A 24,441-nucleotide genomic window follows, 5' to 3' on the forward strand; every position below is an offset into this window, starting at 1 on the left:
ATGGACTTCCTGCGCCCCGTCACCTGGGCCGACGCACTGGCCGCCAAGGCCGAGCACCCGGCGGCCACCCCCATCCAGGGCGGCACCGACGTGATGGTGGAGATCAACCTCGACAAGGGCCGCCCGTCCGCGCTGCTTGACCTCAACCCCGTGGCCGAACTCCAGGACTGGGACGAGTCGGACGGCTGGTTCCGGATCGGGGCCGGGGTCAGCTACACCCGGGTCATCACCGAGCTCGGGGCCTGGCTGCCGGGGCTGGCCCAGGCTTCCCGGACGGTCGGGTCGCCGCAGATCCGCAACCGGGGGACGGTGGCCGGGAACCTCGGGGCGGCCTCCCCGGCCGGGGACAGCCACCCGCCGCTGCTGGCCTCCGGCGCGATGGTGGAGGCCGAGTCGGTGCGCGGCACCCGGCTCATCCCGATCGGCGAGTTCTACACCGGGGTGAAGCGGAACGCGCTCGCCCCCGACGAGCTGATCCGCGCGGTGCGGGTGCCCCGCGCGGACGGCCCGCAGTACTTCTCCAAGATCGGCACCAGGAACGCGATGGTCATCGCGGTCTGCTCGTTCGGCCTCGCGCTGCACCCGGGCAGGCGGGAGGTCGGGACCGGCATCGGCTCGGCCGCGCCGACCCCGCGCCGCGCCCCGGAGGCCGAGCGTTTCCTGGCCGGGGAGCTGGACTGGGAGGGGCGCACCGCGCCGTCGCCGGAGGCCGTGCGGCGGTTCGGCGAGCTGGTCGTCCAGGCCGCCTCGCCCATCGACGACGTGCGCGGCACCCGCGACTACCGGCTGCACGCGCTGGCCGTGATGGCCCGCCGTACCCTCGGCTGGGCCTGGGCGGAGTACAAGGGGGAATGATGCGGGTCAACGTGACCGTCAACGGCGAGAAACTGACCGCCGGCGACGTGTGGCCGGGCGAGAGCCTGCTGTACGTGCTGCGCGAGCGGCTCGGCCTGCCGGGCGCCAAGAACGCCTGCGAGCAGGGCGAGTGCGGCTCCTGCACGGTCTACCTGGACGGCACGCCGGTCTGCGCCTGCCTGGTCGCGGCCGGGCAGGCGGAGGGCCGCGAGGTGGTGACCGTGGAGGGCCTGGCCGACGGAGACCGGCTCGACCCCGTGCAGCGGGCCTTCGTGGAGTGCGGGGCCGTGCAGTGCGGGTTCTGCACCCCGGGGCTGATCGTGCAGGCGCACGCGCTGATCGCGGCCACCCCCGGGGTCCCGGCGGACGCCGAGATCCGGGAGGCGCTGGCCGGGAACCTCTGCCGGTGCACCGGCTACGAGAAGATCCTCGACGCGGTACGGCTGGCCGCCGCCCGGAAGGCCGCCCCGTGATCGTCATCGAGAACGTGTACGTGGCGCCGGTCGCCGGGGCCGAGATCCCCGCCGGGCACATCGCGGTGGACGGGGACCGCATCGTGGCCGTGGGGCCGGGGCCGTACGAGGGGGAAGGGGAGCGGATCGACGGGCGGGGCTGCCTGGCCACGCCCGGCCTGGTCAACACCCACCACCACCTGTACCAGTGGGCCTCGCAGGGGGTGACGCCGGACGGCACGCTCTTCGAGTGGCTGGTCGCCAGCTACCCGATCTGGGCGCGGATGGACGCCGAGGTGGTGCACGGCGCGGCCACCGCGGGGCTGGCCTGGCTGGCGAAGTCGGGGTGTACGACCACCTCCGACCACCACTACATCTTCCCCAAGGGCCGGGGGGACCTGTTCGACGCGGAGATCCAGGCCGCGCGGGAGGTCGGGCTGCGGTTTCATCCCGGGCGCGGGTCGATGGACCGGGGGCGGTCGCAGGGCGGGCTCCCGCCGGACTCGGTGGTCGAGACGTTCGACGAGATCCTGGCCGAGACCGAGGCCGCCGTCCGGAAATATCACGACCCGTCCTTCGGGTCGATGCTTCGCATCGCCGTCGCCCCCTGCTCGCCGTTCTCGGTCAGCGGGCGGCTGATGACCGAGAGCGCCGAACTCGCCCGCAGGCTCGGCGTGCGCCTGCACACCCACGGCGCGGAGACCCTCGACGAGGACGAGCACTGCAGGGAGCAGTTCGGCATGCTGCCCGTCGAGTACCTGGAGTCGCTCGGCTGGCTCGGGCCCGACGTGTGGCTGGCGCACTGCGTGCACCTCACCGACGCCGACCTCCGGCGCTTCGCCGAGACCGGGACCGGCACCGCGCACTGCCCCACCTCCAACGGGCGGCTGGGCGCCGGCATCGCCCGGGTCAGCGAGCTGCTCCGGGCCGGGGCGCCAGTGGGGCTCGGCGTGGACGGGGCCGCCTCCAGCGAGATGACGGCGCTGGCGGGGGAGCTCAGGATGGCCCTGCTGATGCAGCGCGCCCGGTACGGCCCGGAGGCGCTGACCGCGCGGCAGGCGCTGGAGATCGCCACCCTGGGCGGGGCGCGCTGCCTCGGGCGGGAGACGGAGATCGGGACCCTGGAGGCAGGGAAGCTCGCCGACATCGCGCTCTGGCGGGTGGACGGGTTCTACGCGGCGGTGGACGATCCGGTGGTCGCCCTGGCGTACGGGCGGACGCCGCCGCTGGCGCGGTTGCTGGTCGGGGGGCGGACCGTCGTCGAGGACGGGGAGCTGCGCACGGTGGGCGACCTGGCGGCGGCCGAGGCCGGGGCGCGGGCGCACCGGCGGTTGGCCCAGGCCTGATCGTGTGTGGCCGGTCCGTGCGGGGGCGGGATGATGGAGGGTCACTGCCGCCCAGTCTGAGGTTGTCGCCATGAGGGGTCACGTTGTCGTCGCGCCGGACAAGTTCAAGGGGTCGTTGACCGCGCCGGAGGTGGCCGCGCATCTGGTGGCCGGGCTGGGGGAGGCGCCGAGCGTGGTGCTGCCCGTGGCCGACGGGGGTGACGGGACCGTGGACGCGGTGGTCGCCTGCGGGTTCTCGCGGGTTTCCGTGGAGGTGGCGGGGCCGACCGGGGAACGGGTGCTCGCCTCGTACGCGGTGCTGGGGGAGACGGCCGTCGTCGAGATGGCGGAGGCGTCGGGGCTGCGGCGGTTGCCCGGGGGGCCTGCGGCGTTGCGGGCCGACAGCTTCGGGACGGGGGAGCTGATCGCGCACGCGGTTCGGGGCGGGGCTCGGAAGATCGTGCTCGGGCTCGGGGGGAGCGCCTGCACTGACGGAGGGACGGGGCTGGTCCGGGCCCTGGGGGTACGGTTCCTGGACGCCTCGGGGAACGACCTGCCGCCCGGCGGGGGCGCGTTGCGCGACCTCGCCACCATCGACATTTCCGGATTTATGGCGGGGATTCGCGAAATTTCGCGAAATGAGGGGCATGCGCATGCGGTGGACGCGGTGGCCGGGCTGGAGTTCGTCGTGGCCAGTGACGTGGACAATCCGCTGCTCGGCCCGTACGGCGCCGCCGCCGTCTACGGTCCGCAGAAGGGCGCGTCCGCCGAGGAGGTGAAGGCGCTGGAGGCCGGGCTGGCCCGGCTGGCCGCCGTCGCGGTGCACACCCACGGCCTGGCCGGGTCGGTGGAGCACGACGGCGTCGTCCGCAGCATGGGCGTGGCCGGCCAGCCGGGTGCGGGGGCCGCCGGGGGGACCGGCTTCGCGGCCCTGGCCTTCCTGCACGCCGAGATCCGGCCCGGCATCGCCTACCTGCTCGACCTGCTCGGCTTCGACGACCACGTCAGGGACGCCCGCCTGGTGATCACGGGGGAGGGCTCGCTGGACGAGCAGTCCCTGCGCGGCAAGGCCCCCATCGGCGTCGCCACCGCCGCCGCGCGGTACGGGGTGCCGGTGGTGGCCGTGTGCGGACGCCGTACCCTCCCCGACGAGGAACTCCGCAAAGCGGGCATCGAGGCCGCGTACGCGCTGACCGACCTCGAACCCGACGTCGCCGTCTGCATGAGCAACCCCGGCCCGCTACTGGAAAGGCTGGCCGCGACCATCGCCGCCGCGCATCTGGAGGATTCGGGTGAGTGACTACGAGCTTGTCCTGCGGTCGCGGCGGGTGGTGACGCCGGAGGGGGAGCGTGCGCTGGCGGTGGCTGTACGGGACGGGCGGATCGCGGCGCTCGGCGCCTACGACGAGCCGATGCCCGCCCGTACGGAGGTCGATCTCGGGGCGGTGGCCTTGCTGCCGGGGCTGGTGGACACGCACGTGCACGTCAACGAGCCCGGGCGTACGCACTGGGAGGGGTTCGCCTCGGCGACCAGGGCGGCGGCGGCCGGTGGGGTGACCACCATCGTGGACATGCCGCTCAACTCGCTGCCGCCGACCACCACCGTGGCGGCGCTGGAGGTCAAGAAGAAGGCGGCCGAGGGCCAGTGCCTGGTCGACGTCGGGTTCTGGGGTGGCGCGATTCCCGGCAATCTCGACGATCTGGTCCCGCTCTTCGAGGCCGGGGTGTTCGGGGTCAAGTGTTTCCTTTCCCCCTCGGGGGTGGACGAGTTCCCCGCCCTCGACTCCCCCCAGCTCCTGGAGGTCATGACCCGGCTGGCCGCCGTCGACGGGCTGCTGATCGTGCACGCCGAGGACCCGGCGACGCTCACCGACCCCCTCGGCCCGACATATCCGGAATTCCTGTCATCGCGGACCCCGGACGCCGAGCGGAAGGCCGTCGAACGGGTCATCGACGCCGCCCGCCGGACCGGCGCCCGCGCCCACATCGTGCACGTCTCCGCGGGTTCCTGCGTCGAACCCCTCCGGCAGGCCCAGGACTCCGGCGTCCGCATCACCGCCGAGACCTGCCCCCACTACCTGACCCTCACCGCCGAAGAGGCCACCACCCCCGCCTTCAAGTGCTGCCCGCCGATCCGGGAGGCCGCCAACCGCGACACCCTCTGGCAGGCCCTCGCCGACGGCACCCTGATCGGCGTCGTCTCCGACCATTCCCCTTGCCCCGCCGATCTCAAGTCCCTCGCCGCCCCCGACTTCGCCACCGCCTGGGGCGGCATCGCCTCCCTCCAGCTCGGCCTGCCCGTCATCTGGACCGAGGCCAGTTCCCGTGGGTACGGCCTGCGCGACGTCGTCCGATGGATGGCCGAGGGCCCGGCCGCGCTCGTCGGCCTGGACACCCGGAAGGGGAGGATCCAGCTCGGCCACGACGCCGACCTGGTCGCCTTCGACGACACGGCGACGTTCACCGTGGACGCGGATTCGCTCCACCACAAGAACCCCGTGACCCCCTACCACGGGCGCACGCTCACGGGGATTGTCCGGACCACGTGGTTGCGGGGCCGGGAGGTGCTCGGCGGGAGATCGAAGGCGGGTTTGCGTGGGGACTCGGAAGCGGACTTCGGCGGGGGTTCGAAGGCGGGCGTTGACACCGCTCACCTCCCGATCGCCGATACCCCCCACGGGGTATTTCTCAACGCACGCGACTGATGCGAGGTAAGTGGTGACGGATTTCCTGAAATTTCCGGATTTGGCACTGCGGACTTACGGCGGGGCCGTGATCGCGGCCAACGACGAGTCGTTCGCCGAGCGGGAAGCCCTGATCCGGCCGGGACCGTCCGTCTTCAACCCCCACACCTTCGGCGCCAAGGGCCAGATCTACGACGGCTGGGAGACCCGCCGCCGCCGCACCCCCGGCTCCGACTGGGCCATCGTCCGCCTCGGTATGCCCGGAGTGATCAAAGGCCTCGTCATCGACACCGCCTGGTTCAAGGGCAACTACCCGCCGTACGCGTCCGTCGACGCCTGCGCCGCGCCCGGCCCGCTGGCTCCTGACGAGCTCACCGACTGGGTGGAAATCCTCCCCAGACACCCCCTGAAAGGCGACGCCGCCCACGAGTTCGAGGTGCGGAACCCCCGCCGTTTCACCCACGTCCGCCTCAACATCTACCCGGACGGCGGCGTGGCCCGCCTCCGCGTCCACGGCGAGGTCGTCCCCGACCCCCGCTTCCTCACCGGCCTCACCATCGACCTGGCCGCCCTCGAGAACGGCGCCCTGGTCACCGCCTGCTCCAACGAGTTCTACTCCGCCCCCAACAACGTGATCGCCCCCGGCCGCCCCCGCAACCAGTCAGAAGGCTGGGAAACCGCCCGCCGCCGCGACGACGGCAACGACTGGCTCATCGTCCGCCTGGCCGCCCCCGGCCGCGTCGCCGTCGCCGAACTCGACACCACCAACCTCCTCCACAACGCCCCCGGCTGGGCCACCCTCTCCGCCACCACGGCCGCGACCCCCGACTCCGCCACCTGGTTCCCCCTCCTCCCCAAAACCCCCCTCCAGCCCGACACCCTCCACCGCTTCCGCCTCGACCACCCCACCCCCATCACCCACGCCCGCCTCGACATCCACCCAGACGGCGGCCTCTCCCGCCTCCGCCTCCTCGGCACCCTCCCCCCAGAATCCGAACAGGCCCTCACCGCCCGCTTCGACGCCCTGACCACCTGACATTCAGGAAACGAACACCGCCAAGTGGGGGAGCACTTCCTCAGCCGCCTTCACCACCGCGGCCGCTTTAGGGAGATCGTCGCGGATGCCGTCCTCGTCGATCCAGGTGGTCTCGGTCGGGTATTCGATCTCATGGCGGGTCGCCCGGATCCGGTCAACCGGCCGCAGAATCGCACCCATCGAGGCCCCGAACTGAGCCCGCGTCGCGTGCTGAACGGCCAGATGCCCGCCAGTGGTTGTCGCGCGGAGGCCCTGGACTTGCAGGAGTGCCGCAAGTGACTTGCGTACCGCGTCATGCAGCGCGGCATAGGCGAGATGGGGATCGGTACTCGCGAGAGCCTCAGCGCTGATCAGGTGCTGCCGTGCCGTGACGAGAAGGCGCTCGGCCAACTGGACATCCGCGACTACCCGGGTGAGTTCCCGCCGTTGGAGCATCGTGAGGATCTCTTCGCGTCCCCGTGGCCAACTCATGGCAGACCCTTCAGGGGGATCTCGATCCTGGGCCGGTCATGGAGTTCGCGGACGAAACCGTCCTCGTTGGCGGTCCACCGTGCGGGGGTGATGACAACGGTGTTGACCTCGCGGCCGAGCCGGGATCGTGCCCGGGCCGAGGCGTCGTGCAGATCATCGCGATCCGGCCGCCCAACGACGAGCAGGTCGATGTCGACGGGCGCCGGTCCGGGCTCTCCCTGCACCCGCGCCGCCCAGGAACCGAATATCGCCGCCTTCTCGACTCCGTCAAGCTCCGCCAGTTCTTCGGCGAGGACCTGCAACGGACCCAGCGTGACGGTGACGAGATCGCGCAGTGGCCGGTAGAACGGGGCATCCTGATTCGGCCTGACCAGCTTGGTACGCCCGACGTGTCTGCTGACCAGGATCCCGGCCGCTTCCAGCCGCGCCACTTCCCGCGCCATCGTGCCGGTGTCGGTGTCCGCGGCGGCAGCGAGATCGCTGACGGAATGCTCCTGATCGCTCACGTAGGTGCAGGTCAGAACCGCACAGGTGATCCGCGAACGGAAGATTGGGAAGACGGGAGGCGGTGGCTGTCGCATGCCTGGATCCTCCAGCAGAGGCATGCGTGACGGATCAATCACGCTCAGCATTTTACTGTCATAAGCCCAGGATATTCTGCGCTAATGACAGGATACCTGGGCCACCAGCTTCTGGGGGAGCTGATCGCGAAGCATGACTAGATCGGTCATTCCGTCCAATTCTTGGGTGAAAGCCTAACTTGGGTGACAATTAGGTCGCTTTCGGTGACGGTAAGTAACTGTTCAGAGTCACGTCGCGATCGAGTCTCACGGGAGAGACCATGACCTTCACCATGCAGCCCATGGGCATGCAGATGCCGCACCAGTACGGCCAGCAGCCGGGGCTTCAGCAGCAGGCCCCGTACGGTCACCAATATGGCCAGCAGCCCTACGGTCAGCAGGGGATGTCTCCCATGGGGATGGGGGGTGGTTTCCTCGGCGGCATGTTCTCTCCGTTCCAGACCCAGCAGATCCCGCCCATGATGGGCGGCTCCTTCGGCGGCCCGCAGATGTCGATGCTGGGGCAGCAACAGGGCCAGCAGGGCATGATGCCGATGGGCGGCGGCCTCATGGGCCTGGTCGGTCGCGAGGTGGAGAGGGCCATGGGTGGCTCCGGGACCATGGGCGAGCGGATCGGCTCGACCCTGGAGAGTGTCATCGGCATGTTCAACTACCCGGGCCAGCAGGGCATGGGGATGCAGCCGCAGCAGTCGATGTTCCCCTTCCAGGCCGGGCAGATCTCCCCGATGGAGCATGTGACCAACCCACCGAGCTTCTGGAACAAGGTGGCCCAGTGCGGGATGCAGTGCGGCCTATCCGCCGTCCGTCAGATCCTGGCCAGCATCCCGGACCCGCAGTCCATGCAGCAGATGCAGATGCCCCAGATGCCACAGATGCCCCAGATGATGCAGATGCCGCAAATGATGCAGATGCCGCAGATGCAGCCGGGCCAGATGTCCGCCGGGATCAGGTAGGGGTCGGCGACATGGGACCGATGGCCGGCCTGGGTCAGTGGCCGCAGATGATGAGGAACGGGTCGTACGCCGCCGGACCGGGGATGGGTCCGGCCCCGGCGGGACCGGCTCTGATGCAGTGCGCCGTGGCGCTCCAGCAGCTGTACGGATGGTTGCAGGCGGCCATCCCGCAGGCCCCGCAGTACGCGGGCGCCGTACCGCTCGCCGTGGAGGCGGTCCGTCTCTACCGGAACGGGCAACCGGAGGCCTGCCTGGCCCAGATCCAGGCGGTGTTCGACTTCATCGGCAGAGGCGGCCAGCCCTACCTGCCGCCCCGGTGACCGGCTCGTCCAACGATCCCGGGCCGGCCGCCAGCCGGTCCGGGCGTGAGCCGTACATCATCGGCGGCCAGGACCCCGGGCTGCTCGCGGAACTGGCCGAGCGGTTCCGCGAAGACCCCGAGGTGACGATCCGCCGGATCCTCGGCGCCCCGGACCGGCCGACCCTGCTCGCGGTGGACCTGCCCCCGGCCCGCGCCGAGGCACTCCGGGCACAGTACGGCAATCGCCTGACGATCGAACCGGACATCCCAGTCGAGATGTTCTGAACTGCCAGAACCTCGCCTTCGAAACACCCGCCAGCAAAGCCCGCGAGAAACGCCACCAGAACGCCGCCCAACATGATCTTCAGGAGAGTCAGCACGCCATGATCGGCAACGGTAATTCCAAGGACAAACAGCCACGCCCCCGCCCGGGCGGCCGTCCGAAGGCGAAACAGGAGCCGGTGCGCCCCAGAGCCCGCCGCTACATGGCCACGGTCCTTCCCCAGCCCTACCTGCAGGCCCAGGGTCTGGGAGCTCCGGCCATCGACTCCGACACCCTGCACGACCTGCTGGACCGCGACCCCCAGGTCGAGGTGCGCAGAAGACTGGAAGTCCCGGACCGGGTGGGCATGATGGCGACCGGCGGCGTCGCGGTGGGCAGCGTGGTGATCGCCGACATGACCGCGCAGCACGCGGCGGCACTCCGCCAGCAGCTTCCCCAGGTGCACATCGAACGTGACCGCCTGCTCACCTACACCGCCGTCGTCTCTCCCGCCCCCCGCAGGGAGACCCGCCGCCAGCTGGTCCTGCCCGTCGGCGTCGACGCCACCTTCACCTTCCTGGTGACCGACGCCGACGGAACGCCGATCCCCGACGCCACCATCCTGGTCAACGGCTACCTCTGGCCCGCCCAGGCCGTCACCGGCCAGGACGGCCGCGCCACGGTCACCATGACCGGCGAAACCCCCGAGTCCATCGCCAGCGTCCAGGTCAAACCCCTCAGCGGCCACTGGAGCCAGCTCATCGACCGCCCGGCCCTGAACCAGGCCGGCGACAACCTGATCGTCCTGAAGCGGCTGTCGGACACGCTGCCCGGCTTCCCGGACAAGCAGGTCTTCGGCTGGGGCCAGCAGGCCATGCAGCTGCACCGGCTGCCGCCGAACTTCCGCGGCGCGGGCGCCAGGATCGCCATCATCGACTCGGGCGCCTCCGTCGAGCACCCCGACCTGGTCTCCCGGATCGCCGACGGGATCGACCTGGTCAACCGCCAGGAGGCCGGGTGGCAGGTGGACACCGTGCACCACGGCTCCCACTGCGCCGGGGTCATCACCGGCGCCGACAACCAGCAGGGCATCGTCGGCTTCGCCGTGGAGGCGGAGGTACACGTCTGCAAGATCTTCCCGGGCGGCCGGCTCAGCGACCTCATCGAGGCGCTGGACTACTGCATCACCAAAGAGATCGACGTCATCAACCTCAGCCTGGGCACCAAGGAGTTCTCCCCGCTGGTCGCGGTCAAGATCGAGGAGGCCCGCAACGCCGGGGTAGCCTGCGTCGTCGCCGCGGGCAACGACGGCGGGCCCGTGAATTTCCCCGGCAACATGCCCACCGTGCTCGCGGTGTCGGCGATCGGCCGTGCCGGGACCTTCCCCGCCGACAGCGCGCACGCCGACGTGGTCCGCCAGCCGCAGACCACCGAAGGCTTCTTCTCGCCCGCGTTCACCTGTTTCGGCCCCGAGATCGACGTGTGCGCCCCCGGCGTCGCCGTCCTGTCGGCGATCCCGCCGGACCAGTACGCGGCCTGGGACGGCACCTCCATGGCCGCCCCCCACGTCACCGGCCTGGCCGCCCTCATCGTGGCCCACCACGGCGAGTTCCAGAGCCTGTTCAGGAACCGGGACGCCCGCCGCGTCGAGCGCCTCTTCCAGATCATCAAAGCCAGCTGCACGCCGCTGAACCTGGGCGATCCATCCCGCATCGGGGCGGGCCTGCCCGACGCGATGCGCGCGCTGGCCTCCGCGATGAACGGCGCCGGGGTGCACCCGGAACAGCCCATGGACCAGCTCACCCAGGAGATGGTCGCGGCGGGCCTGCTCGTTATGCCCGCCGCCTTCCCTGCGGTGCAGGATCCCATGGCGGCGCTGGCCGTACTCCATCGGGAGATGGTCGCGGCGGGCCTGCCCGTCCCGTGACCGGGACGGGCAGGCGCGTCAGTGCCAGATGGTGATGCGGGACCCCATGGGCACCTGGCCCAGGGGGTTCTGCCCGATCACCCGCCGGGACCCGACCACCTTCTTGACCTTGACGCTGAAACCGGCCGCCTTGAGCTCGCGCTCAGCGTCCTTGACGTCCTTGAAGCGCACGTCGGGCACGACCACGAAGTCCGGGGTGGCGATGGAGTCGTCGGTCTCCCACGGCCACTTCCAGCCCTGCTCGGGGCCGCGGGACACGGTCAGGCAGATCCGGCCGGCGGGCTCGACCTCGCTGCCGCCCGCCGGATCCTGGGCGATCACCGTACCGACGGGGTTGTCGTCGATGACCTCGTTGACGCAGCCGCCCGTGAAGCCCTTGCCGGTCAGGAACTGCTCGGCCTGGTCCCGCATCATGCCGGTGACGTCGGGGGCGAGCAGCCCCGCGCTGATCACCAGGATGATCGAGGAGCCCTTGCGCACCCGCTTGCCCACCTCGGGCTCGGTGCGCACCGCGCTGCCCCGGGCGATCTTGTCGTTGGCGCTCTTGCGCACCCGGGACACGCTCAGCCCGGCCTCGGAGATCTTCAGACGGGCGTCGGCCTCGCTGAGGTTCTCCACCTTGGGCACGACCACCGTCTCCGGCCCGTCCGAGGCGAACAGCGTGAGCACCGAGCCCTTCTCGACCTCGGCCCCCTGGCCCGGCTGGGTCTCCAGCACCATGCCCTTGGGCACCTTGGCGTCGAACCGCGCCTCGCCGATCCGGACGTCGAAGCCCTGGCGGCGGGCCGACTGCTCGGCCTGCTTGACGTCCTGGTTGAGCAGGTCAGGCACGATGGTGTAGCGGTCCTGGGCGAAGTACCACCCGCTGAACGCGATCCCGGCCAGCATGACCACCGCCAGCCCGACCACGAACCAGACGGGCCGGAAGCCCTTCCGTACCCGGGCCGCGGGCGGCTCGGCGGCCGGCAGGTCCAGCGACGGCTGGACCATCGTGTGCGCGGGCGCCGCGGGCGGGCGGGTCGCGTACGCGCCCGTCTGGTAGGGCTGCGCCGCGTGCGGACCGGTCTTCTCCCGGGGCAGCCCCCGGTGCGCCTCGACCGCCGCCACCAGCATCGCGGCCGCGTCGGCAGGCCGCCGGTCCGGCTCCTTGGCCGTGGCCGACAGCACCAGCGCGTCCAGGGCCGGCGGGGTCTCCGGGGCCAGCGTCGAGGGCGCGGGCACGCTGTCGTGCACGTGCCGGTAGGCGATCGACATGGGCGACTCGCCCTCGTACGGCTGATGCCCGGTGAGCAGCTCGAACAGCACGATGCCCGCCGCGTACACGTCGGCCCGGACGTCGGCCGTCCCCGAGGTCACCTGCTCGGGCGACATGTAGCCGATCGTCCCGATCATCATGCCCGACTTGGTCTGGTTGCTCGCCTCGATGGCCCGCGCCAGCCCGAAGTCGACCACCTTGACCCGGCCGTCCTCGGTGAGCAGCACGTTCTCCGGCTTCACGTCCCGGTGGACCATGCCCGCCTGGTGGGCGGCGCCGAGCGCGGCCAGCACCGGGATCATGATCTCCAGCGCCTCGCGGGCCGGCAGGCGCCCGCGCTCCCGCAGGACGTCGCGGAGCGTGCGCCCCGGGAAGTACTCCATCGACAGGTAGACGTGGTCGCCGTCGGTCCCCTGATCGAAGACCTGCACCACGTTGGGGTGCGACAGCGAGGCGACCGACTTCGCCTCGCCGATGAAACGGCGGACGAACTGCGGGTCCTCGGCCAGCGAGCGGTGCATCACCTTTACGGCGACCAGACGGTCGAGCCGGACGTCCAGAGCCAGGTAGACGGAGGCCATGCCGCCCCGGGCGATCCGGGACTCGACACGATAACGCCCGTCGAGCGTATGCCCTACGAGCGGGTCGGTTAGCGTCGTGTCCACGGGCCAGAGTTTACGGGTGATTTGCCACCGACCGGGCTGGCGAATCCCAAACCGATACCCTTTACCACCTTTACCGCGGCTCACCCGTCACTTGGACCGCTCCCGTCCCGTGCGGGCGATGGAGCCTCCCGTGCGGGCGAGGACGCCTCAGCGTACCGCCGTTTCGGAATGCGCCCCGCCAGCCGCGCCGCGCGCCCCGCGCCCACCGCGTCCCGCATCGCGGCGGCCATCAGCTCCGGCCGCCTGGCCCGGGTCACCGCGGTCGCCAGCAGCACCGCGTCGCAGCCCAGCTCCATGGCGAGCGCGGCGTCGCTGGCGGTGCCGATCCCGGCGTCCAGGATCACCGGCACCCCCGCCGATTCCACGATCAGCTCGATGTTGTGCGGGTTCCTGATCCCGAGACCGGAGCCGATCGGCGCGCCGAGCGGCATCACCGCGGCACATCCGGCCTGCTCCAGACGGCGCGCCAGGATCGGGTCGTCCCCGATGTACGGCAGCACGGTGAACCCGTCCGCGACCAGCCTCTCCGCGGCGTCGAAGGTCTCGATCGGGTCCGGCAGCAGGGTGCGCTCGTCGGCGATGACCTCCAGTTTGACCCAGGAGGTGCCGAGCGCCTCCCGGGCCAGCCGGGCGGTCAGCACCGCCTCGCCCGCGGTGTAGCACCCGGCCGTGTTCGGCAGCACCCGGATGTCCCTGGCCCGCAGCACGTCCAGCACCGAGCCCCTGGCGGCTGGGTCGAGCCGCCGCATGGCCACGGTGGTCAGCTCGGTCCCCGAGGCGGCCAGCGCCCGGTCCAGGACCTCCAGGGACGGCGCTCCGCCGGTGCCCATGATCAGCCGGGAGGCGAACTTCTCCCCGCCGATCACCAGCGCGTCCTCGCCCATGGTCACCCTCCCTGCACCGCGGTCAGCACTTCGATCCGGTCTCCCTCGGCCAGCTGCGTGGTGTCCCAGGCGCCCCGGCTGACCACCTCGTCGTTGACCGCGACCGCCACTCCGGCGGCCTGCCCGGTCAGGGTACGTACGGCGGCCCCCACCGTGGCTCCGTCCGGCAGCTCGTGGCCGCTGCCGTTGATCATCACTTTCATCGTGGCCCCTTAGCCGTGGGAGAGTCGAGGGAGAGGAAGCGGTTCGGGTCGCAGGCGTCGAGCAGGGCGGGCGGGGTCTCGCCGGTCAGCAGGCCGGCCATGGCCTCGGCGGTGACCGGGGAGAGCAGCACGCCGGCCCGGTGGTGGCCGGTCGCGACGTACCGGCCGGGAGACAGGGCTCCGATGAGGGGCAGGTTGTCGGGGGTGCCGGGGCGGAATCCGACGGCGGTCTCGGCCAGTTCCAGTTCCGCCACCCCGGGGACCAGCTCGTGGGCGTCCCTGAGCAGTTCGTACACGCCTCCGGCGGTGACCCGGGCGTCGAAGCCGAGCTCCTCCATGGTGGCCCCCACGGTGATCTCGCCGTCCTCGCGGGGCACCAGGTACACCGGCGAGCCGTGCACCCGGCCGCGCACGCAGGCCGACAGGAACCCGCCGGGCCCGCGCAGCCGCAGGATCTGGCCCTTGACCGGCCGGACGGGCAGGCCGGGCAGCAGTTCGGGGGAGCGCGCCCCGCAGGCCACCACCACCCTCTCCGCCCGCAGCACGCCTTCTGCCAGCCGTACGCCTTCGGGGAGCAGCTCTAACGCCCTGGCGGCGACGAACGACGCGCCCGCCCGGGTGAGCGCGGCGCACAGCGCGGTGACCAGCCTGCGCGGGTTGACCCAGGCGTCGTCCCTGGCCAGCAGCCCGCCCCGCACGGCGGGGGACAACATCGGCTCCCACTTGCGGCACTCCCGCCCGGTCAGCCGCTCCACCCGCAGACCGAGCGTCTCCTCGAAGGCGGCCAGGTCGTCCAGCTGGGCCATGTCGTCGGACCCGTAGCCGATGTCCAGGGTGCCGTCGGTGCGGTAGTCCACCCGCAGGCCGGAGTCACGTTCCAACTCGGCGGCGAAGCCCGGCCACCGCTCCAGGGACGCCAGGCCCAGCCGGAGCAACGGCTCCTCGGTGTAGGTCACCTCGCTGACGGGGGCGAGCATCCCGGCGGAGGCGTGGGTAGCCCCGCCGCCGGGGTCCGGATCGACGATTACGACCCGCAACCCGCGCCGGGCCGTACGCCAGGCGATGGACAGACCCACCACCCCGGCCCCGATAACGGCCAGGTCGAAATCAGTCGAAAACTCGAAATATGCGGATTTGTGCACACCGCGCTCCCTTCGCCGGCATTACCCGGATCAGGTGTGATAGCGGTCGAGAACCTGGAGAGTTCTCCTCTCAGCCCGGTCAGCCGGACTCCCGCGCGTCTTACGCCCCCCAGCTTAGTGGTGAACCACCCCGTCACGCACAACACGGTATTTACGATCTGTGCGACCTACTTACCCAATTTGTTACCCAATCTCCATTGGCGGGTGCCCCTATCGGCAATCTAGGGTCAGGGCGTGGATCACGTCGTGGTGGTGGGGGCCGGCCTGGCCGGCGTACGGAGCATCGAGGCATTGAGGGCCCACGGGTTCGCGGGCCGCATCACGCTCGTCGGGGAGGAGATCCATCGGCCCTATGACCGGCCGCCGCTTTCCAAGGCGGTGCTGCTGGGGGACGCCGATTCCACCGTGGTGGACTCCGACCTGGACGCGCTGGACGTCACACTCCGCCTGGGCACGGCCGCCAAGGGCCTGCGCGAGGGCGTGCTGGAGACCACGGATGGGGAGCTCCAGTTCGACGGCCTGGTGGTGGCCACCGGCGCCACCCCGATCCGGCTCAGGGGGGAGGGCAGGCAGCACGTCCTGCGGACCATCGACGACGCGCTGGCGCTCCGCGCCGAACTGGTCCCCGGGGCCAGGGTGGCGATCGTCGGCGCCGGCTGGATCGGCGCCGAGGTGGCGACCGCCGCCGCCAGGGCCGGCTGCCGGGTCACCGTCGTGGAGGCCGGCCCCGCGCCGCTCTCCGGCGCCATCCCGGTCGGCGCCCACACCGTCCCCTGGTACGCCGAGGTGGGCGTGGAACTGCTGCTCGACACCAAGGTGGGCACCGTCGACCCCGACGGCCTGACCCTGCTCTCCGGCGACCGCGTCCCGGCCGACGTGGTGGTCACCGGCATCGGCGTGCGCCCGGCGGTGAACTGGCTGGAGGGCTCCGACGTGGAGCTGGACAACGGCGTGCTGGTCGACGAGCACCTGCGCACCTTCGACCCCAGCGTGGTCGCGGTCGGCGACTGCGCCAACTGGTGGTCGCGCAGGTTCCGCCGCCGCATGCGGGTCGAGCACTGGGACAACGCGCTCGGCGCCCCCGACGTGGCCGCCGCCACCCTACTGGGGGAGAACGCCGTCTACGACCCGGTGCCGTACTTCTGGTCCGAGCAGTTCGGCCGCATGGTCCAGTACGCCGGGCACCACGAGGGCGGGCGGCTGGTGCTGCGCGGTGACCCCGAGGCCGACCCCAAGTGGGCGGCCTGCTGGGTCACCGACGACCACCGGCTCACCGCCATCCTCACCGTCGACCGCCCGCGCGACCTGGTACAGGGCCGCCGCCTGGTGGAGGGGCGGCAGCGGGTGGACGTGGCCAGGCTGGCCGACCCAAGCCTGACCTTGCGTGACTGCACCGTGGCGTAATCGAGGTGTTTCGTGGCGGGCACCATGTGGTAATGGTGGTTTCGTGACACTTACTGTTGCGCAGATCGACCGAGAGACCGACCAGCTGGTGGGGGAGTGGCTCACGCTTTCGGTGGTCGCGAAGAAGCTGGGCCTGAGCATCGGCCGGGCCAAGCAGCTCCTGAAGGACAAGAAGCTCGTCGGCGTCCGCAGAGGCGGAGGCGAGCCGCAGATCCCGGCGGTCTTCCTGGCCGGTGACGACGTGATCAAGGGTCTACCGGGCACCCTGACCGTGCTCTCGGACGCCGGCTTCGACGAGGTCGAGTCCATCCGCTGGCTCTTCACCGCGGATGAGTCCCTGCCCGGCGCGCCCATCGACGCGATCGTCGCGGGCCGCCACACCGAGGTCAAGCGGAGGGCACAGGCCCTGGGCTTCTGAACCACCGGGGCGTGGCATTGTTGGTCGGGTGAGCGAACACCCCCGGCGGCGGCTCGAACGCGCCCACCTCTACCTGTGCACCGACGGCCGGCGGGAGCGCGGCGACCTGGACGAGTTCCTCGACGCCGCCCTCTCCGGCGGGGTGGACATCCTCCAGCTCAGGGAGAAGGGGCTGGAGGCACGGGAGGAGTTGGCGCTGCTCGAACGCTTCCGTGCGGCCTGCGACCGCCACGGCGCGCTGCTCGCGGTCAACGACCGGGCCGACGTCGCCTACGCGGCGGCGGCCGCCGGTTTCGGCCCCGACGTGCTCCACCTCGGCCAGGACGACCTGCCGGTGTCGGCTGCCCGGGACATCCTCGGTCCGGACGTCCTGATCGGCCGGTCCACGCACGCGACCACCGAGGCCGACGCTGCGGACACCGAACCCGGCGTGGACTACTTCTGCTGCGGCCCGGTTTGGCCCACCCCTACCAAACCGGGCCGCCCAGCCCCGGGCCTCGCGCTGCTCCGGCACGCCGCCGGCCTGTCCCGCCCGTGGTTCGCGATCGGCGGCATCGACCTCGGCAACCTGGCGGAGGTGCTCGCCACCGGCGCCCGCCGGGTGGTCGTGGTGCGCGCCATCACCGAGGCAGAGGATCCCGCGGCCGCCGCCGCCGAGTTCCAGCGGCGGCTGGCTCCTCAGTCGATCTCGAAGTAGCCGTCGTCGGCCGACTCCAGGCTGAGCGGCGGGTACTCGCGCCGCCAGAAGGCAAGCCAGGCGTGCGCCAGTTCCTCGCCCTGCCGGGTCAGCTCGGGCGGGAGAGCCCGCGCGCGCTCCTGGCCGGGATCGCGGAGCCACCGCTCGTCCAGCCGGAGCTCCGGCGGGGTCCAGCGGGTGCCGTCCGGCAGGCCCTCCGCGTAGCAGGAGATCAGGGTCACGGCCTTGGCGAGCGCACCGGCGGCGCCGGCCAGGTGCCGTTTCCAGCAGGTGTTCCAGTCCCGTTCGAGGCCGGTGACGACGGCGATCGGGCCGCCGATGGCCGTGCGGGCCTCGCGGCGGCGTTCCACCAACCGGCGATGCCGGGTCTCCAGCGGGGAGCCGGACTCCCGGAGCTCCAGCCCTGGGCCCAGGGCGGCGAGCTCGTTCGCCAGGGTCCGGTAGTCGCGCAACGCCTCCGCCAGGAACGGGACGGCCTTCTCGTAGGCCAGCCGGATCTCGGTGAGTTCCCTGGTCAGGCTGCCGAGCAGGTCCCGCTGCACGGCGTCGAGGGAGTCCTGGAGCCGCCTGGCGAACTCCGGGTCGGCGGGGAACGGCCGGGCGTTCCCCTCCGACGCCCCCATGGCACGCGCCGCCGCGCAGGTCAGCGAATCAATCGTCCAGTCCTGCCGCGCCGGACACGCGGTGCTTCCTTTCCCCATCGGCCCTACGCCCTCCCTCGTACGCCGCTGTGCGGCTCAGCATGAGGGAGTCCGGCGCGGCGAATCCCATCAGAAAAGGGAATGCCGCGATTTGGTGCTCGGCTAGGTCCTGCGCGCGGTGGCCGCCACGGCCAGGGCGGCCAGGGCCTCCCTGGCGTCGGTGGCGAGGTCGGTGGACTCCAGGGCCTCCAGCGCGTCCGTCAGGTAGCGGGCGATCATGTCCTCGCAGTACGCCAGCGCTCCGGTCTCCTCGATCACCGTGCGGAGCCGGGCCACCCCGTCGGCGTCCAGCTTGGGGTCGCCGAGCAGGAACCGCACCTCGTAGGCCTGGCCGGGGGAGGCGGCGGCCAGGGTGCGGGCGATGAGCATGGTGCGCTTGCCCTCGCGGAGGTCGTCCCCGGCGGGTTTGCCGGTTTCGGTGGGGTCGCCGAACACGCCGAGGACGTCGTCGCGCAGTTGGAAGGCGATGCCGACCTTCTGGCCGTACTCCGCGCAGAACCGGTCGATCCACGGCTCGCGGGCGCGGGCGGCCAGCACCATGCCCAGGCGCAGCGGATGCTCCACCGAGTACTTGCCGCTCTTGTACAGGGCGACCCGGAGCGCGCTGTCGAAGGTGTTCTTGCCGTGGGCCTGTTCCAGCAGGTCCAGGTACTGGCCGCTCATCAGCTCGGTCAGCATGTGGTCGAAGACCGGCTGGGCGGCGGCCATCGACTCGCCCGGCAGGCGGCTGGTCCGCCACATCTCGCCGGACCAGATCAGCAGCAGGTTACCGAGCAGGATGGCGGCGCCCTCGCCGAACTGGAGGGCCGAGCCGCTCCACTCCGCGTCCAGGTGCAGCTTCTCGAACCGGCGGTGCGCGGACGGCATGCCCCGGCGCAGGTCGCTGGAGTCCATCACGTCGTCGTGCACCAGCGCGCTGGCCTGGAGCAGTTCCAGGGCGGCCGCGGCCTGGTGGATGCCCGGTTCGTCCCCGCCGCCCGCGGCGCGCCAGCCCCAGTAGCAGAAGGCCGGCCGCAGGCGTTTGCCGCCGGCCAGGAAGTCCTCGGCCGCCGACAGCACCGCGATCAGATCGGGATCGTCGAACACGGGTCGCTGACGGTCCAGAAAACGCTGGAGGGCACGGTCCACCTCGGGGCGGATGCGTTCCAGCGGTGCGGTGACATTTGTCATGTAAAGAGAGTATCTGTCGTTGATCCTTACGCTGGGCCTGCGGGGCCTGTGGGGCAGATGATCATGAATTTGATCATGAGACGAGATCTTGCCCGCGAGGATGCCCCCTGTAGCCTGGGGGCTATGGCTCTAGGACTTCCGTCACGATTCCCCGACCGTGCGCCGACGGTCCGGGAACTACTCGCCGCTGGCGAGCGGTCCTTCTCGTTCGAGTTCCTCCCGCCGAAGACCGACGAGGGGGAACGGCAGCTGTGGCGGGCCATCCGGGAACTGGAGGCCCTGCAGCCCACCTTCGTCTCCGTCACCTACGGCGCGGGCGGCAGCAACCGGGACCGCACCGTGTCCATCGTGGAGCGCCTGGCCCACACCACCACGCTCACCCCGGTGGCGCACTTCACCGCCGTCAACCACTCGATCCGGGAGCTGCGGCACCTGGTGGGGCGGTTCGCCGACGCGGGCGTGCGGAACATCCTGGCGGTCAGGGGCGACCCGCCCGGCGACCCGATGGGCGAATGGGTCAAGCATCCCGAAGGGGTGGCGTACGCGGAAGATCTGGTCCGGCTGATCCGGCAGTCCGGTGACTTCTGCGTGGGGGTCGCGGCCTTCCCTTACAAGCATCCGCGGTCACCGACGATCGAGTCGGACACCGAATTCTTTGTACAAAAATGCCGTGCCGGTGCGGATTATGCGATCACCCAGATGTTCTTCCGGGCCGAGGACTACCTCCGGCTCAGGGACCGGGTGGCCGCGCAGGGCTGTGACACGCCGATCATTCCCGGCATCATGCCGGTCACCCAGATGAGCACGATCGCCCGCTCCGAGCAGCTGTCGGGAGCGCCGTTCCCGCCGGAGGTGGCGGTCCGGTTCGAGGCCGTGGCCGAGGATCCGGAGGCGGTCCGCCGGCTGGGCATCGAGCACGCGGCCGAACTCTGCCAGACGCTGCTGGACGAAGGCGCCCCCGGGATCCACTTCATCACCTTCAACCGGTCGAGCGCGACCAGGGAGGTCTACCAGGCGCTGACGCCGGCCGTCGTCTAACGCTTCAGGGGATCCAGGGGCAGGCGGGTGCCGGCGATGGCGTAGGTCTCGTAGCCGCCTGGGAAGACGAACTCCGACATCAGGTCCAGGAAGCCGATGCTGCGGTAGAGGTGGCGGGCCGCCGTGGGCGCGTCGTGCGTCGACAGGACGGCGGTCCGCTCCCGGCGGCCCTCGCAGATCGTGTGGATCATCTGGCGGCCGATGCGGTTGCCCTGGTAGTCCGGGTGGACGTGGATCTCGGCGAGCTCCAGGGCGTTGCCGAACCAGTCGTCGGCGATCACCGGCCCGGCCCGTTCCAGCAGCGCCCGGCGTACCACGTCATGCCACCACTGGCCGGGGGCGCCGCGGAAGCCGTACGCGAAGCCCACGATGGCCGGAGCCTCGGCGAACACGCACACGAAATCCGGATATGTCGCGTGATTGCGCATGATCGCCATGCGACCGGAGAGCTGGTCGGGCGGGGGTCGCATGGCCGCTGTGTAGATGTCGATCACGGCATCCAGCGCCGCGACGAATGCATCCGGCCCACACCGCCGCAATTCGATCACAATTCGCACCCTAGCAGTGCCCGCACCGTCCGATCGGTGCTCCGCAGTAAAGCAAGCAATTGCTTGACATTCTGAGGTGCCCCCTTCTAAGGTCAAGGTGTCGGGCAGGACGGTGCCGTGGCTCCGGTTCCCGCTCAGACGCCCTCTCGATCTGCTGGTGTACTCACCGATTTGGAAGTGGCGGGATGGTTGCTGTGACGCATGAGGCGCATGAGCATGTGTCTGGTGAGTTGTTCCGATCGGTGTTCCGGCACCATCCGGCGGGGGTCACCGTGGTGACCTTCGACTCGCCGAACGGGCCGGTGGGCTTCACCGCGACCTCGGTCGTCTCGGTGTCGCTCGAACCGCCGTTGCTGTCGTTCGCCATCGCCCAGACCTCCTCAAGTCTGGACGCGCTCTCCCAAGCCGACACCGCGCTGGTGCACTGGCTGGACGCCGGGCAGTCGCACCTGGCCACCCGGTTCGCCCGCAGCGCCGGTGAGCGCTTCAGCGACCCCCGGTCGTGGAGCCCGCTGCCGTCCGGCGAGCCGTTGCTGAACGGGGTCTCGACCTGGGCGCGGTGCCGCCTGGCCGACCGCTTCGCGGCCGGCGACCACACCATCGTCATCGGCCTGGTGGTGGAGGCGAACGTGAACGGCGCCGCCGAGAACCCGCTGGTCTACGTGGACGGCCGCTACCACGAGGTGGCGCCGATCATCGAGCGGTCTCAGCTCAGGTCCCGGCGCGCGTAGCGCTCGAACCGTTCGGGCAGCGGGAACGCCGCCGCCGTGGCGGCGCCCGCCACCCGCACCTGGCGGGTGTCCAGCAGCCAGGTGCCGTCCACCCTGACCAGGGTGTCGATGTACCGCCCCCAGATGTGCAGCTGCCCGCCGTCGGCGGCGCTTTCGTGCCAGGCGTAGACGTAGCTGACGGCCGAGGCGGCGTCGCCGGAGAGCGTCACCCGGATGTTGGACAGGTGATGGTTGGTGGCCCGGTACCGGCCCAGCCGGTCGGCGAACAGGGCGCGCAGTTGCTCCTTGCCGGCGAAGACCGCGCCGTTGCCGTAGTCGAAGGAGGCGCCCTTGGTGAAGATGGCCACCAACTCGTCCACCTCGGCGCGGTCCACCAGGTCGCAGTAGGCCAGCAGCACGTCGGTGACCGCCGCCCGGTCCACCAGAAGCTCGCTCATCGGGCCACCTCATCCTTCCGGTCGTCCGCGAAGCCGCGGAGGATGTCGCTCAGCCGGTCGTCCTCGACCGGCCACGGGTAGTAGGAGGAGATCCGGTCCAGCCGCCCGCCGAACCGCTCCCGGCAGAGCTTCGGCATCTCCTCGGGCCGCCCCAGCACCGCGATGTGCCCGAGCAGCGTGTCGTCGATCAGGTCACCCATCTGGTCCCACTCACCGGCGCGGGACAGCGCCTGGAGTTCGGGCTGGAGTTCCTCGTAACCGACGCCGGCCAGGACACGCCGGTAGGCCGGGGTGGAGGCGTAGAACGCGATCTGCTCGCGGGTCTTCCGCCTCATCGCCTCGAACTGTTCCTCGGTGTCACCCATCACCATGAAGATCGGGCAGTACAGGGTGACCTCGGACCGCTCCCGCGACCCCGCCGCCAGACCCCGGTCCAGCGCGGGCAGGGTGACCTCGTCCAGGTACGCCGTGGTGGTCATGCCGTGCAGGATCAGCCCGTCGCACAGCTCCCCGCCCAGCTCCGTCATGCGGTCACCGACGGCCGCGATCATCACGGGGATGGGCAGTTCGTGGTGATTCGGCGTGAACACCGGCGACATGAGGGTGTGCCGGTAGTGCGGGCCCTCGTAGTTCAGCCGGGACCCGGTGCGCCAGGCCGTCCAGATCGCGTCCAGCGCGGTGAGGAAGTCGCGCATGCGCGCCACCGGACTGCTCCACGGCATCGAGAAACGCCGCTCGACGTGCGCCTGGATCTGGGTGCCCAGGCCCATCACGAACCGCCCGCCGGACAGCGCGGCCAGATCCCACCCCAGGTACGCGGTGGACATCGGGTTACGCGCGAACGCCACCGCGATGGCCGTGCCGACCGTAGTGCGCTCGGTGGCCAGCAACGCCGCCTGCGCCTGGAGGAAGGCGTCGGTCACGCTCTCGCTGGCCCACACCCCGTCGAAGCCGACCCGCTCGGCCCAGGCCGCGGACGGGCCGCAGACCGCGGCGGAGGAGCCGATCAGGCCAAGGTCGATCTTCATCGCGCGTCCTTCGGTAGTCCCAGCACGCGCTCGCCCACGGCGTTGCGCATGATCTCATCGGTGCCGCCGCCGACCCGCAGCCCTGGCAGGCCCAGGAGCAGCTCGGACCAGGCGTAGGTGCCCCACTCGCCGGTGTCGGCGACCAGCGAGGCGCCCAGCGCGTCGGCGGCGATGTCGCCGGCCCGGCGCAGCAGGTCGGTGAGGATGAGCTTGGTCACGGCCAGCTCGGGGCCGGGCGTCCCCCCGGCCAGCATGCGGGCCGTGGTCTCGCGCGCCGCCCAGCTCCGGATGTGCAGGTCGGCCAGGGCGTCCCTGATCCGGGCGTCCCCGGCCGCGCCGGTGTGCCGCACCAGATCGGTCAGCCGGGCGAGCAGCGCCTCGTCGAGGCCGCTCTCCAGGCCGATAGCGCCGCGCTCGTTGAGCAGCACGTCGACCACCACCCGCCAGCCCCCGTCCACCGCGCCGAGGCGGTGGTCGTCGGGCACGTACACGTCGGTGAGGAACACCTCGTCGAAGGAGGCCCCGCCGGTGAGCTGCCGGATCGGGCGGATCTCCACCCCGGGCGCCCGCATGTCCACCAGGAAGGTGGAGAGCCCGGCGTGCTTGGGCGCGTCCCGGTCGGTACGGGCGATGCACAGCCCCAGGTCGCTGTAGTGGGCGCCGGAGCTCCAGACCTTCTGCCCGTTGAGCACCCACCCGTCGCCCTGCCGCTCCGCCCTGGTGGCCAGACCGGCCAGGTCGGAGCCCGCGCCCGGTTCGGAGAAGAGCTGGCAGGCCAGCAGCTCGGCGCTGCGGAGCCGCCGCAGGTAGGCGTCCTTGAGGAACTCCGAGCCGTGGGCCAGCAGCACCGGGCAGAACGTCGAGACGCTGAACCGGGTGTAGCCGTCGTCGGGGAGCTGGTAACGGGACTCCAGCTCGCGGAACGCGGTGGCGTACGCGGCGGGCAGGTCCCGTCCGCCGTACTGGGCGGGACCGTTGATCCAGGCCAGCCCCGCCCGGTCGAGGGCGGCCCGGTACGCCTTGAGCGCGGCGATCTCCTCCGCCTCGCCCTCGGCCCGCTCGGCCACCACCGAGACCCGGTCGTCGCCCTGGCCCCAGACCGGCCGGCCGGTCTCACCGGAGCGGCGGGGGGCGTAGGAGTCGAGGAACGCGCCCGCCTCGCGGCGGAACTCCTCCTCCGACAGCGGTTCAAGCCGGTTCATGGTCCTCCCACCTGGGCGTGTTTGCCCTCACCGTCCGGGCGCGGCTATGCTAGCAAAGCAATCGCTTGATT

Annotated in this window: 27 protein-coding genes and 1 riboswitch; of the genes, 15 read left to right on the plus strand and 12 right to left on the minus strand. The window is 71.2% G+C overall.

The window, feature by feature from the left end; genetic code table 11:
• From KIP79_RS06145 to alc, 6 genes are all read left to right on the plus strand, one after another.
• A complete protein-coding gene (locus KIP79_RS06145; RefSeq protein ID WP_214103671.1) occupies positions 1-855 on the plus strand; it encodes an FAD binding domain-containing protein in 855 nt (284 codons plus the stop codon).
• On the plus strand, positions 855-1,328 hold the full coding sequence (locus tag KIP79_RS06150) for a (2Fe-2S)-binding protein (protein WP_214103766.1): 474 nt from the start codon (positions 855-857) through the stop codon (positions 1,326-1,328). The genes KIP79_RS06145 and KIP79_RS06150 overlap by 1 nt, the downstream gene beginning before the upstream one ends.
• Entirely contained in the window at positions 1,325-2,653 is a 1,329-nt protein-coding gene (locus tag KIP79_RS06155) for an 8-oxoguanine deaminase (protein WP_308169588.1), read from the plus strand. The genes KIP79_RS06150 and KIP79_RS06155 overlap by 4 nt, the downstream gene beginning before the upstream one ends.
• A gap of 70 nt (positions 2,654-2,723) precedes the next feature.
• Complete coding sequence (locus KIP79_RS06160; protein ID WP_214103672.1) at positions 2,724-3,932, plus strand: glycerate kinase; 1,209 nt, start codon at positions 2,724-2,726, stop codon at positions 3,930-3,932.
• On the plus strand, positions 3,925-5,337 hold the full coding sequence (gene allB, locus KIP79_RS06165; protein WP_372453529.1) for an allantoinase AllB: 1,413 nt from the start codon (positions 3,925-3,927) through the stop codon (positions 5,335-5,337). Before KIP79_RS06160 ends, allB begins: the two co-directional genes overlap by 8 nt.
• A gap of 40 nt (positions 5,338-5,377) precedes the next feature.
• On the plus strand, positions 5,378-6,352 hold the full coding sequence (alc, locus tag KIP79_RS06170) for an allantoicase (protein WP_250212732.1): 975 nt from the start codon (positions 5,378-5,380) through the stop codon (positions 6,350-6,352).
• Between the two features lie 3 nt (positions 6,353-6,355).
• On the opposite strand, the gene KIP79_RS06175 is transcribed toward alc, so the two are convergent.
• Positions 6,356-6,823 carry a hypothetical protein gene (locus tag KIP79_RS06175; RefSeq protein WP_214103674.1) on the minus strand — a complete coding sequence of 156 codons (468 nt, stop codon included), beginning with the start codon at positions 6,821-6,823 and terminating at the stop codon, positions 6,356-6,358.
• Entirely contained in the window at positions 6,820-7,455 is a 636-nt protein-coding gene (locus KIP79_RS06180; protein WP_214103675.1) for a nucleotidyltransferase domain-containing protein, read from the minus strand. The genes KIP79_RS06175 and KIP79_RS06180 overlap by 4 nt, the downstream gene beginning before the upstream one ends.
• Positions 7,456-7,664: 209 nt before the next feature.
• On the opposite strand from KIP79_RS06180, the gene KIP79_RS06185 reads away from it, so the two are divergent.
• The 4 genes from KIP79_RS06185 (at position 7,665) to KIP79_RS49225 (ending at position 10,847) form a co-directional block, all read left to right on the plus strand.
• Entirely contained in the window at positions 7,665-8,357 is a 693-nt protein-coding gene (locus KIP79_RS06185) for a hypothetical protein (RefSeq protein ID WP_214103676.1), read from the plus strand.
• A gap of 11 nt (positions 8,358-8,368) precedes the next feature.
• Positions 8,369-8,677: a hypothetical protein gene (locus KIP79_RS06190; protein ID WP_214103677.1), complete on the plus strand. Its 309-nt coding sequence runs from the start codon at positions 8,369-8,371 to the stop codon at positions 8,675-8,677.
• The gene (locus KIP79_RS06195; RefSeq protein WP_214103678.1) at positions 8,674-8,943 is read left to right on the plus strand and encodes a hypothetical protein; all 270 of its coding nucleotides are present in this window, start codon (positions 8,674-8,676) and stop codon (positions 8,941-8,943) included. Before KIP79_RS06190 ends, KIP79_RS06195 begins: the two co-directional genes overlap by 4 nt.
• A gap of 176 nt (positions 8,944-9,119) precedes the next feature.
• Positions 9,120-10,847 carry a S8 family serine peptidase gene (locus tag KIP79_RS49225; RefSeq protein ID WP_214103679.1) on the plus strand — a complete coding sequence of 576 codons (1,728 nt, stop codon included), beginning with the start codon at positions 9,120-9,122 and terminating at the stop codon, positions 10,845-10,847.
• An 18-nt stretch (positions 10,848-10,865) separates the two neighbouring features.
• Here KIP79_RS49225 and pknB read toward each other — a convergent pair whose 3' ends face one another.
• From pknB to thiO, 4 genes are all read right to left on the minus strand, one after another.
• Positions 10,866-12,767, minus strand: a complete 1,902-nt coding sequence (gene pknB, locus KIP79_RS06205) for a Stk1 family PASTA domain-containing Ser/Thr kinase (RefSeq protein WP_214103680.1) — start codon at positions 12,765-12,767, stop codon at positions 10,866-10,868.
• A gap of 80 nt (positions 12,768-12,847) precedes the next feature.
• The gene (locus KIP79_RS06210) at positions 12,848-13,651 is read right to left on the minus strand and encodes a thiazole synthase (protein ID WP_214103681.1); all 804 of its coding nucleotides are present in this window, start codon (positions 13,649-13,651) and stop codon (positions 12,848-12,850) included.
• Positions 13,652-13,653: 2 nt separating this feature from the next.
• Complete coding sequence (thiS, locus tag KIP79_RS06215; RefSeq protein WP_214103682.1) at positions 13,654-13,854, minus strand: sulfur carrier protein ThiS; 201 nt, start codon at positions 13,852-13,854, stop codon at positions 13,654-13,656.
• The gene (gene thiO / locus KIP79_RS06220; RefSeq protein WP_214103683.1) at positions 13,851-14,996 is read right to left on the minus strand and encodes a glycine oxidase ThiO; all 1,146 of its coding nucleotides are present in this window, start codon (positions 14,994-14,996) and stop codon (positions 13,851-13,853) included. Before thiO ends, thiS begins: the two co-directional genes overlap by 4 nt.
• A riboswitch (TPP riboswitch) is annotated at positions 14,987-15,101 on the minus strand. (Overlaps the previous gene by 10 nt.)
• A 129-nt stretch (positions 15,102-15,230) precedes the next feature.
• On the opposite strand from thiO, the gene KIP79_RS06225 reads away from it, so the two are divergent.
• Genes KIP79_RS06225 through thiE form a run of 3 tightly spaced genes read left to right on the plus strand, consistent with a single transcriptional unit; the run spans position 15,231 to position 17,515 of the window.
• A complete protein-coding gene (locus KIP79_RS06225; RefSeq protein WP_214103684.1) occupies positions 15,231-16,400 on the plus strand; it encodes an NAD(P)/FAD-dependent oxidoreductase in 1,170 nt (389 codons plus the stop codon).
• Positions 16,401-16,443: 43 nt separating this feature from the next.
• Complete coding sequence (locus KIP79_RS06230) at positions 16,444-16,818, plus strand: Rv2175c family DNA-binding protein (protein WP_214103685.1); 375 nt, start codon at positions 16,444-16,446, stop codon at positions 16,816-16,818.
• Between the two features lie 28 nt (positions 16,819-16,846).
• The gene (gene thiE / locus KIP79_RS06235) at positions 16,847-17,515 is read left to right on the plus strand and encodes a thiamine phosphate synthase (protein WP_308169589.1); all 669 of its coding nucleotides are present in this window, start codon (positions 16,847-16,849) and stop codon (positions 17,513-17,515) included.
• Here thiE and KIP79_RS06240 read toward each other — a convergent pair.
• Both KIP79_RS06240 and KIP79_RS06245 read right to left on the minus strand, forming a co-directional pair.
• Entirely contained in the window at positions 17,497-18,216 is a 720-nt protein-coding gene (locus KIP79_RS06240) for a hypothetical protein (protein ID WP_214103687.1), read from the minus strand. The genes thiE and KIP79_RS06240 overlap by 19 nt on opposite strands.
• Before the next feature lie 102 nt (positions 18,217-18,318).
• Positions 18,319-19,386, minus strand: a complete 1,068-nt coding sequence (locus tag KIP79_RS06245; RefSeq protein WP_214103688.1) for a polyprenyl synthetase family protein — start codon at positions 19,384-19,386, stop codon at positions 18,319-18,321.
• A 123-nt stretch (positions 19,387-19,509) separates the two neighbouring features.
• On the opposite strand from KIP79_RS06245, the gene metF reads away from it, so the two are divergent.
• On the plus strand, positions 19,510-20,424 hold the full coding sequence (gene metF, locus KIP79_RS06250; protein WP_214103689.1) for a methylenetetrahydrofolate reductase [NAD(P)H]: 915 nt from the start codon (positions 19,510-19,512) through the stop codon (positions 20,422-20,424).
• On the opposite strand, the gene KIP79_RS06255 is transcribed toward metF, so the two are convergent.
• Entirely contained in the window at positions 20,421-20,972 is a 552-nt protein-coding gene (locus KIP79_RS06255; RefSeq protein WP_308169590.1) for a GNAT family N-acetyltransferase, read from the minus strand. The two genes, metF and KIP79_RS06255, sit on opposite strands and share 4 nt — an antisense overlap.
• 218 nt (positions 20,973-21,190) lie before the next feature.
• On the opposite strand from KIP79_RS06255, the gene KIP79_RS06260 reads away from it, so the two are divergent.
• Positions 21,191-21,703 carry a flavin reductase family protein gene (locus KIP79_RS06260; protein ID WP_214103690.1) on the plus strand — a complete coding sequence of 171 codons (513 nt, stop codon included), beginning with the start codon at positions 21,191-21,193 and terminating at the stop codon, positions 21,701-21,703.
• Here KIP79_RS06260 and KIP79_RS06265 read toward each other — a convergent pair.
• Genes KIP79_RS06265 through KIP79_RS06275 form a run of 3 tightly spaced genes read right to left on the minus strand, consistent with a single transcriptional unit; the run spans position 21,679 to position 24,370 of the window.
• A complete protein-coding gene (locus tag KIP79_RS06265; RefSeq protein WP_214103691.1) occupies positions 21,679-22,140 on the minus strand; it encodes a nuclear transport factor 2 family protein in 462 nt (153 codons plus the stop codon). The two genes, KIP79_RS06260 and KIP79_RS06265, sit on opposite strands and share 25 nt — an antisense overlap.
• Positions 22,137-23,168 (minus strand): TIGR03617 family F420-dependent LLM class oxidoreductase, encoded by a 1,032-nt coding sequence (locus KIP79_RS06270; protein ID WP_214103692.1) that lies wholly within the window; start codon positions 23,166-23,168, stop codon positions 22,137-22,139. The genes KIP79_RS06265 and KIP79_RS06270 overlap by 4 nt, the downstream gene beginning before the upstream one ends.
• Positions 23,165-24,370 (minus strand): acyl-CoA dehydrogenase family protein, encoded by a 1,206-nt coding sequence (locus KIP79_RS06275; protein WP_214103693.1) that lies wholly within the window; start codon positions 24,368-24,370, stop codon positions 23,165-23,167. The genes KIP79_RS06270 and KIP79_RS06275 overlap by 4 nt, the downstream gene beginning before the upstream one ends.
• Between the last annotated feature and the right edge of the window lie 71 nt (positions 24,371-24,441).

The organism is Acrocarpospora catenulata, from assembly GCF_018476525.1.
Lineage (GTDB): Bacteria > Actinomycetota > Actinomycetes > Streptosporangiales > Streptosporangiaceae > Acrocarpospora > Acrocarpospora catenulata.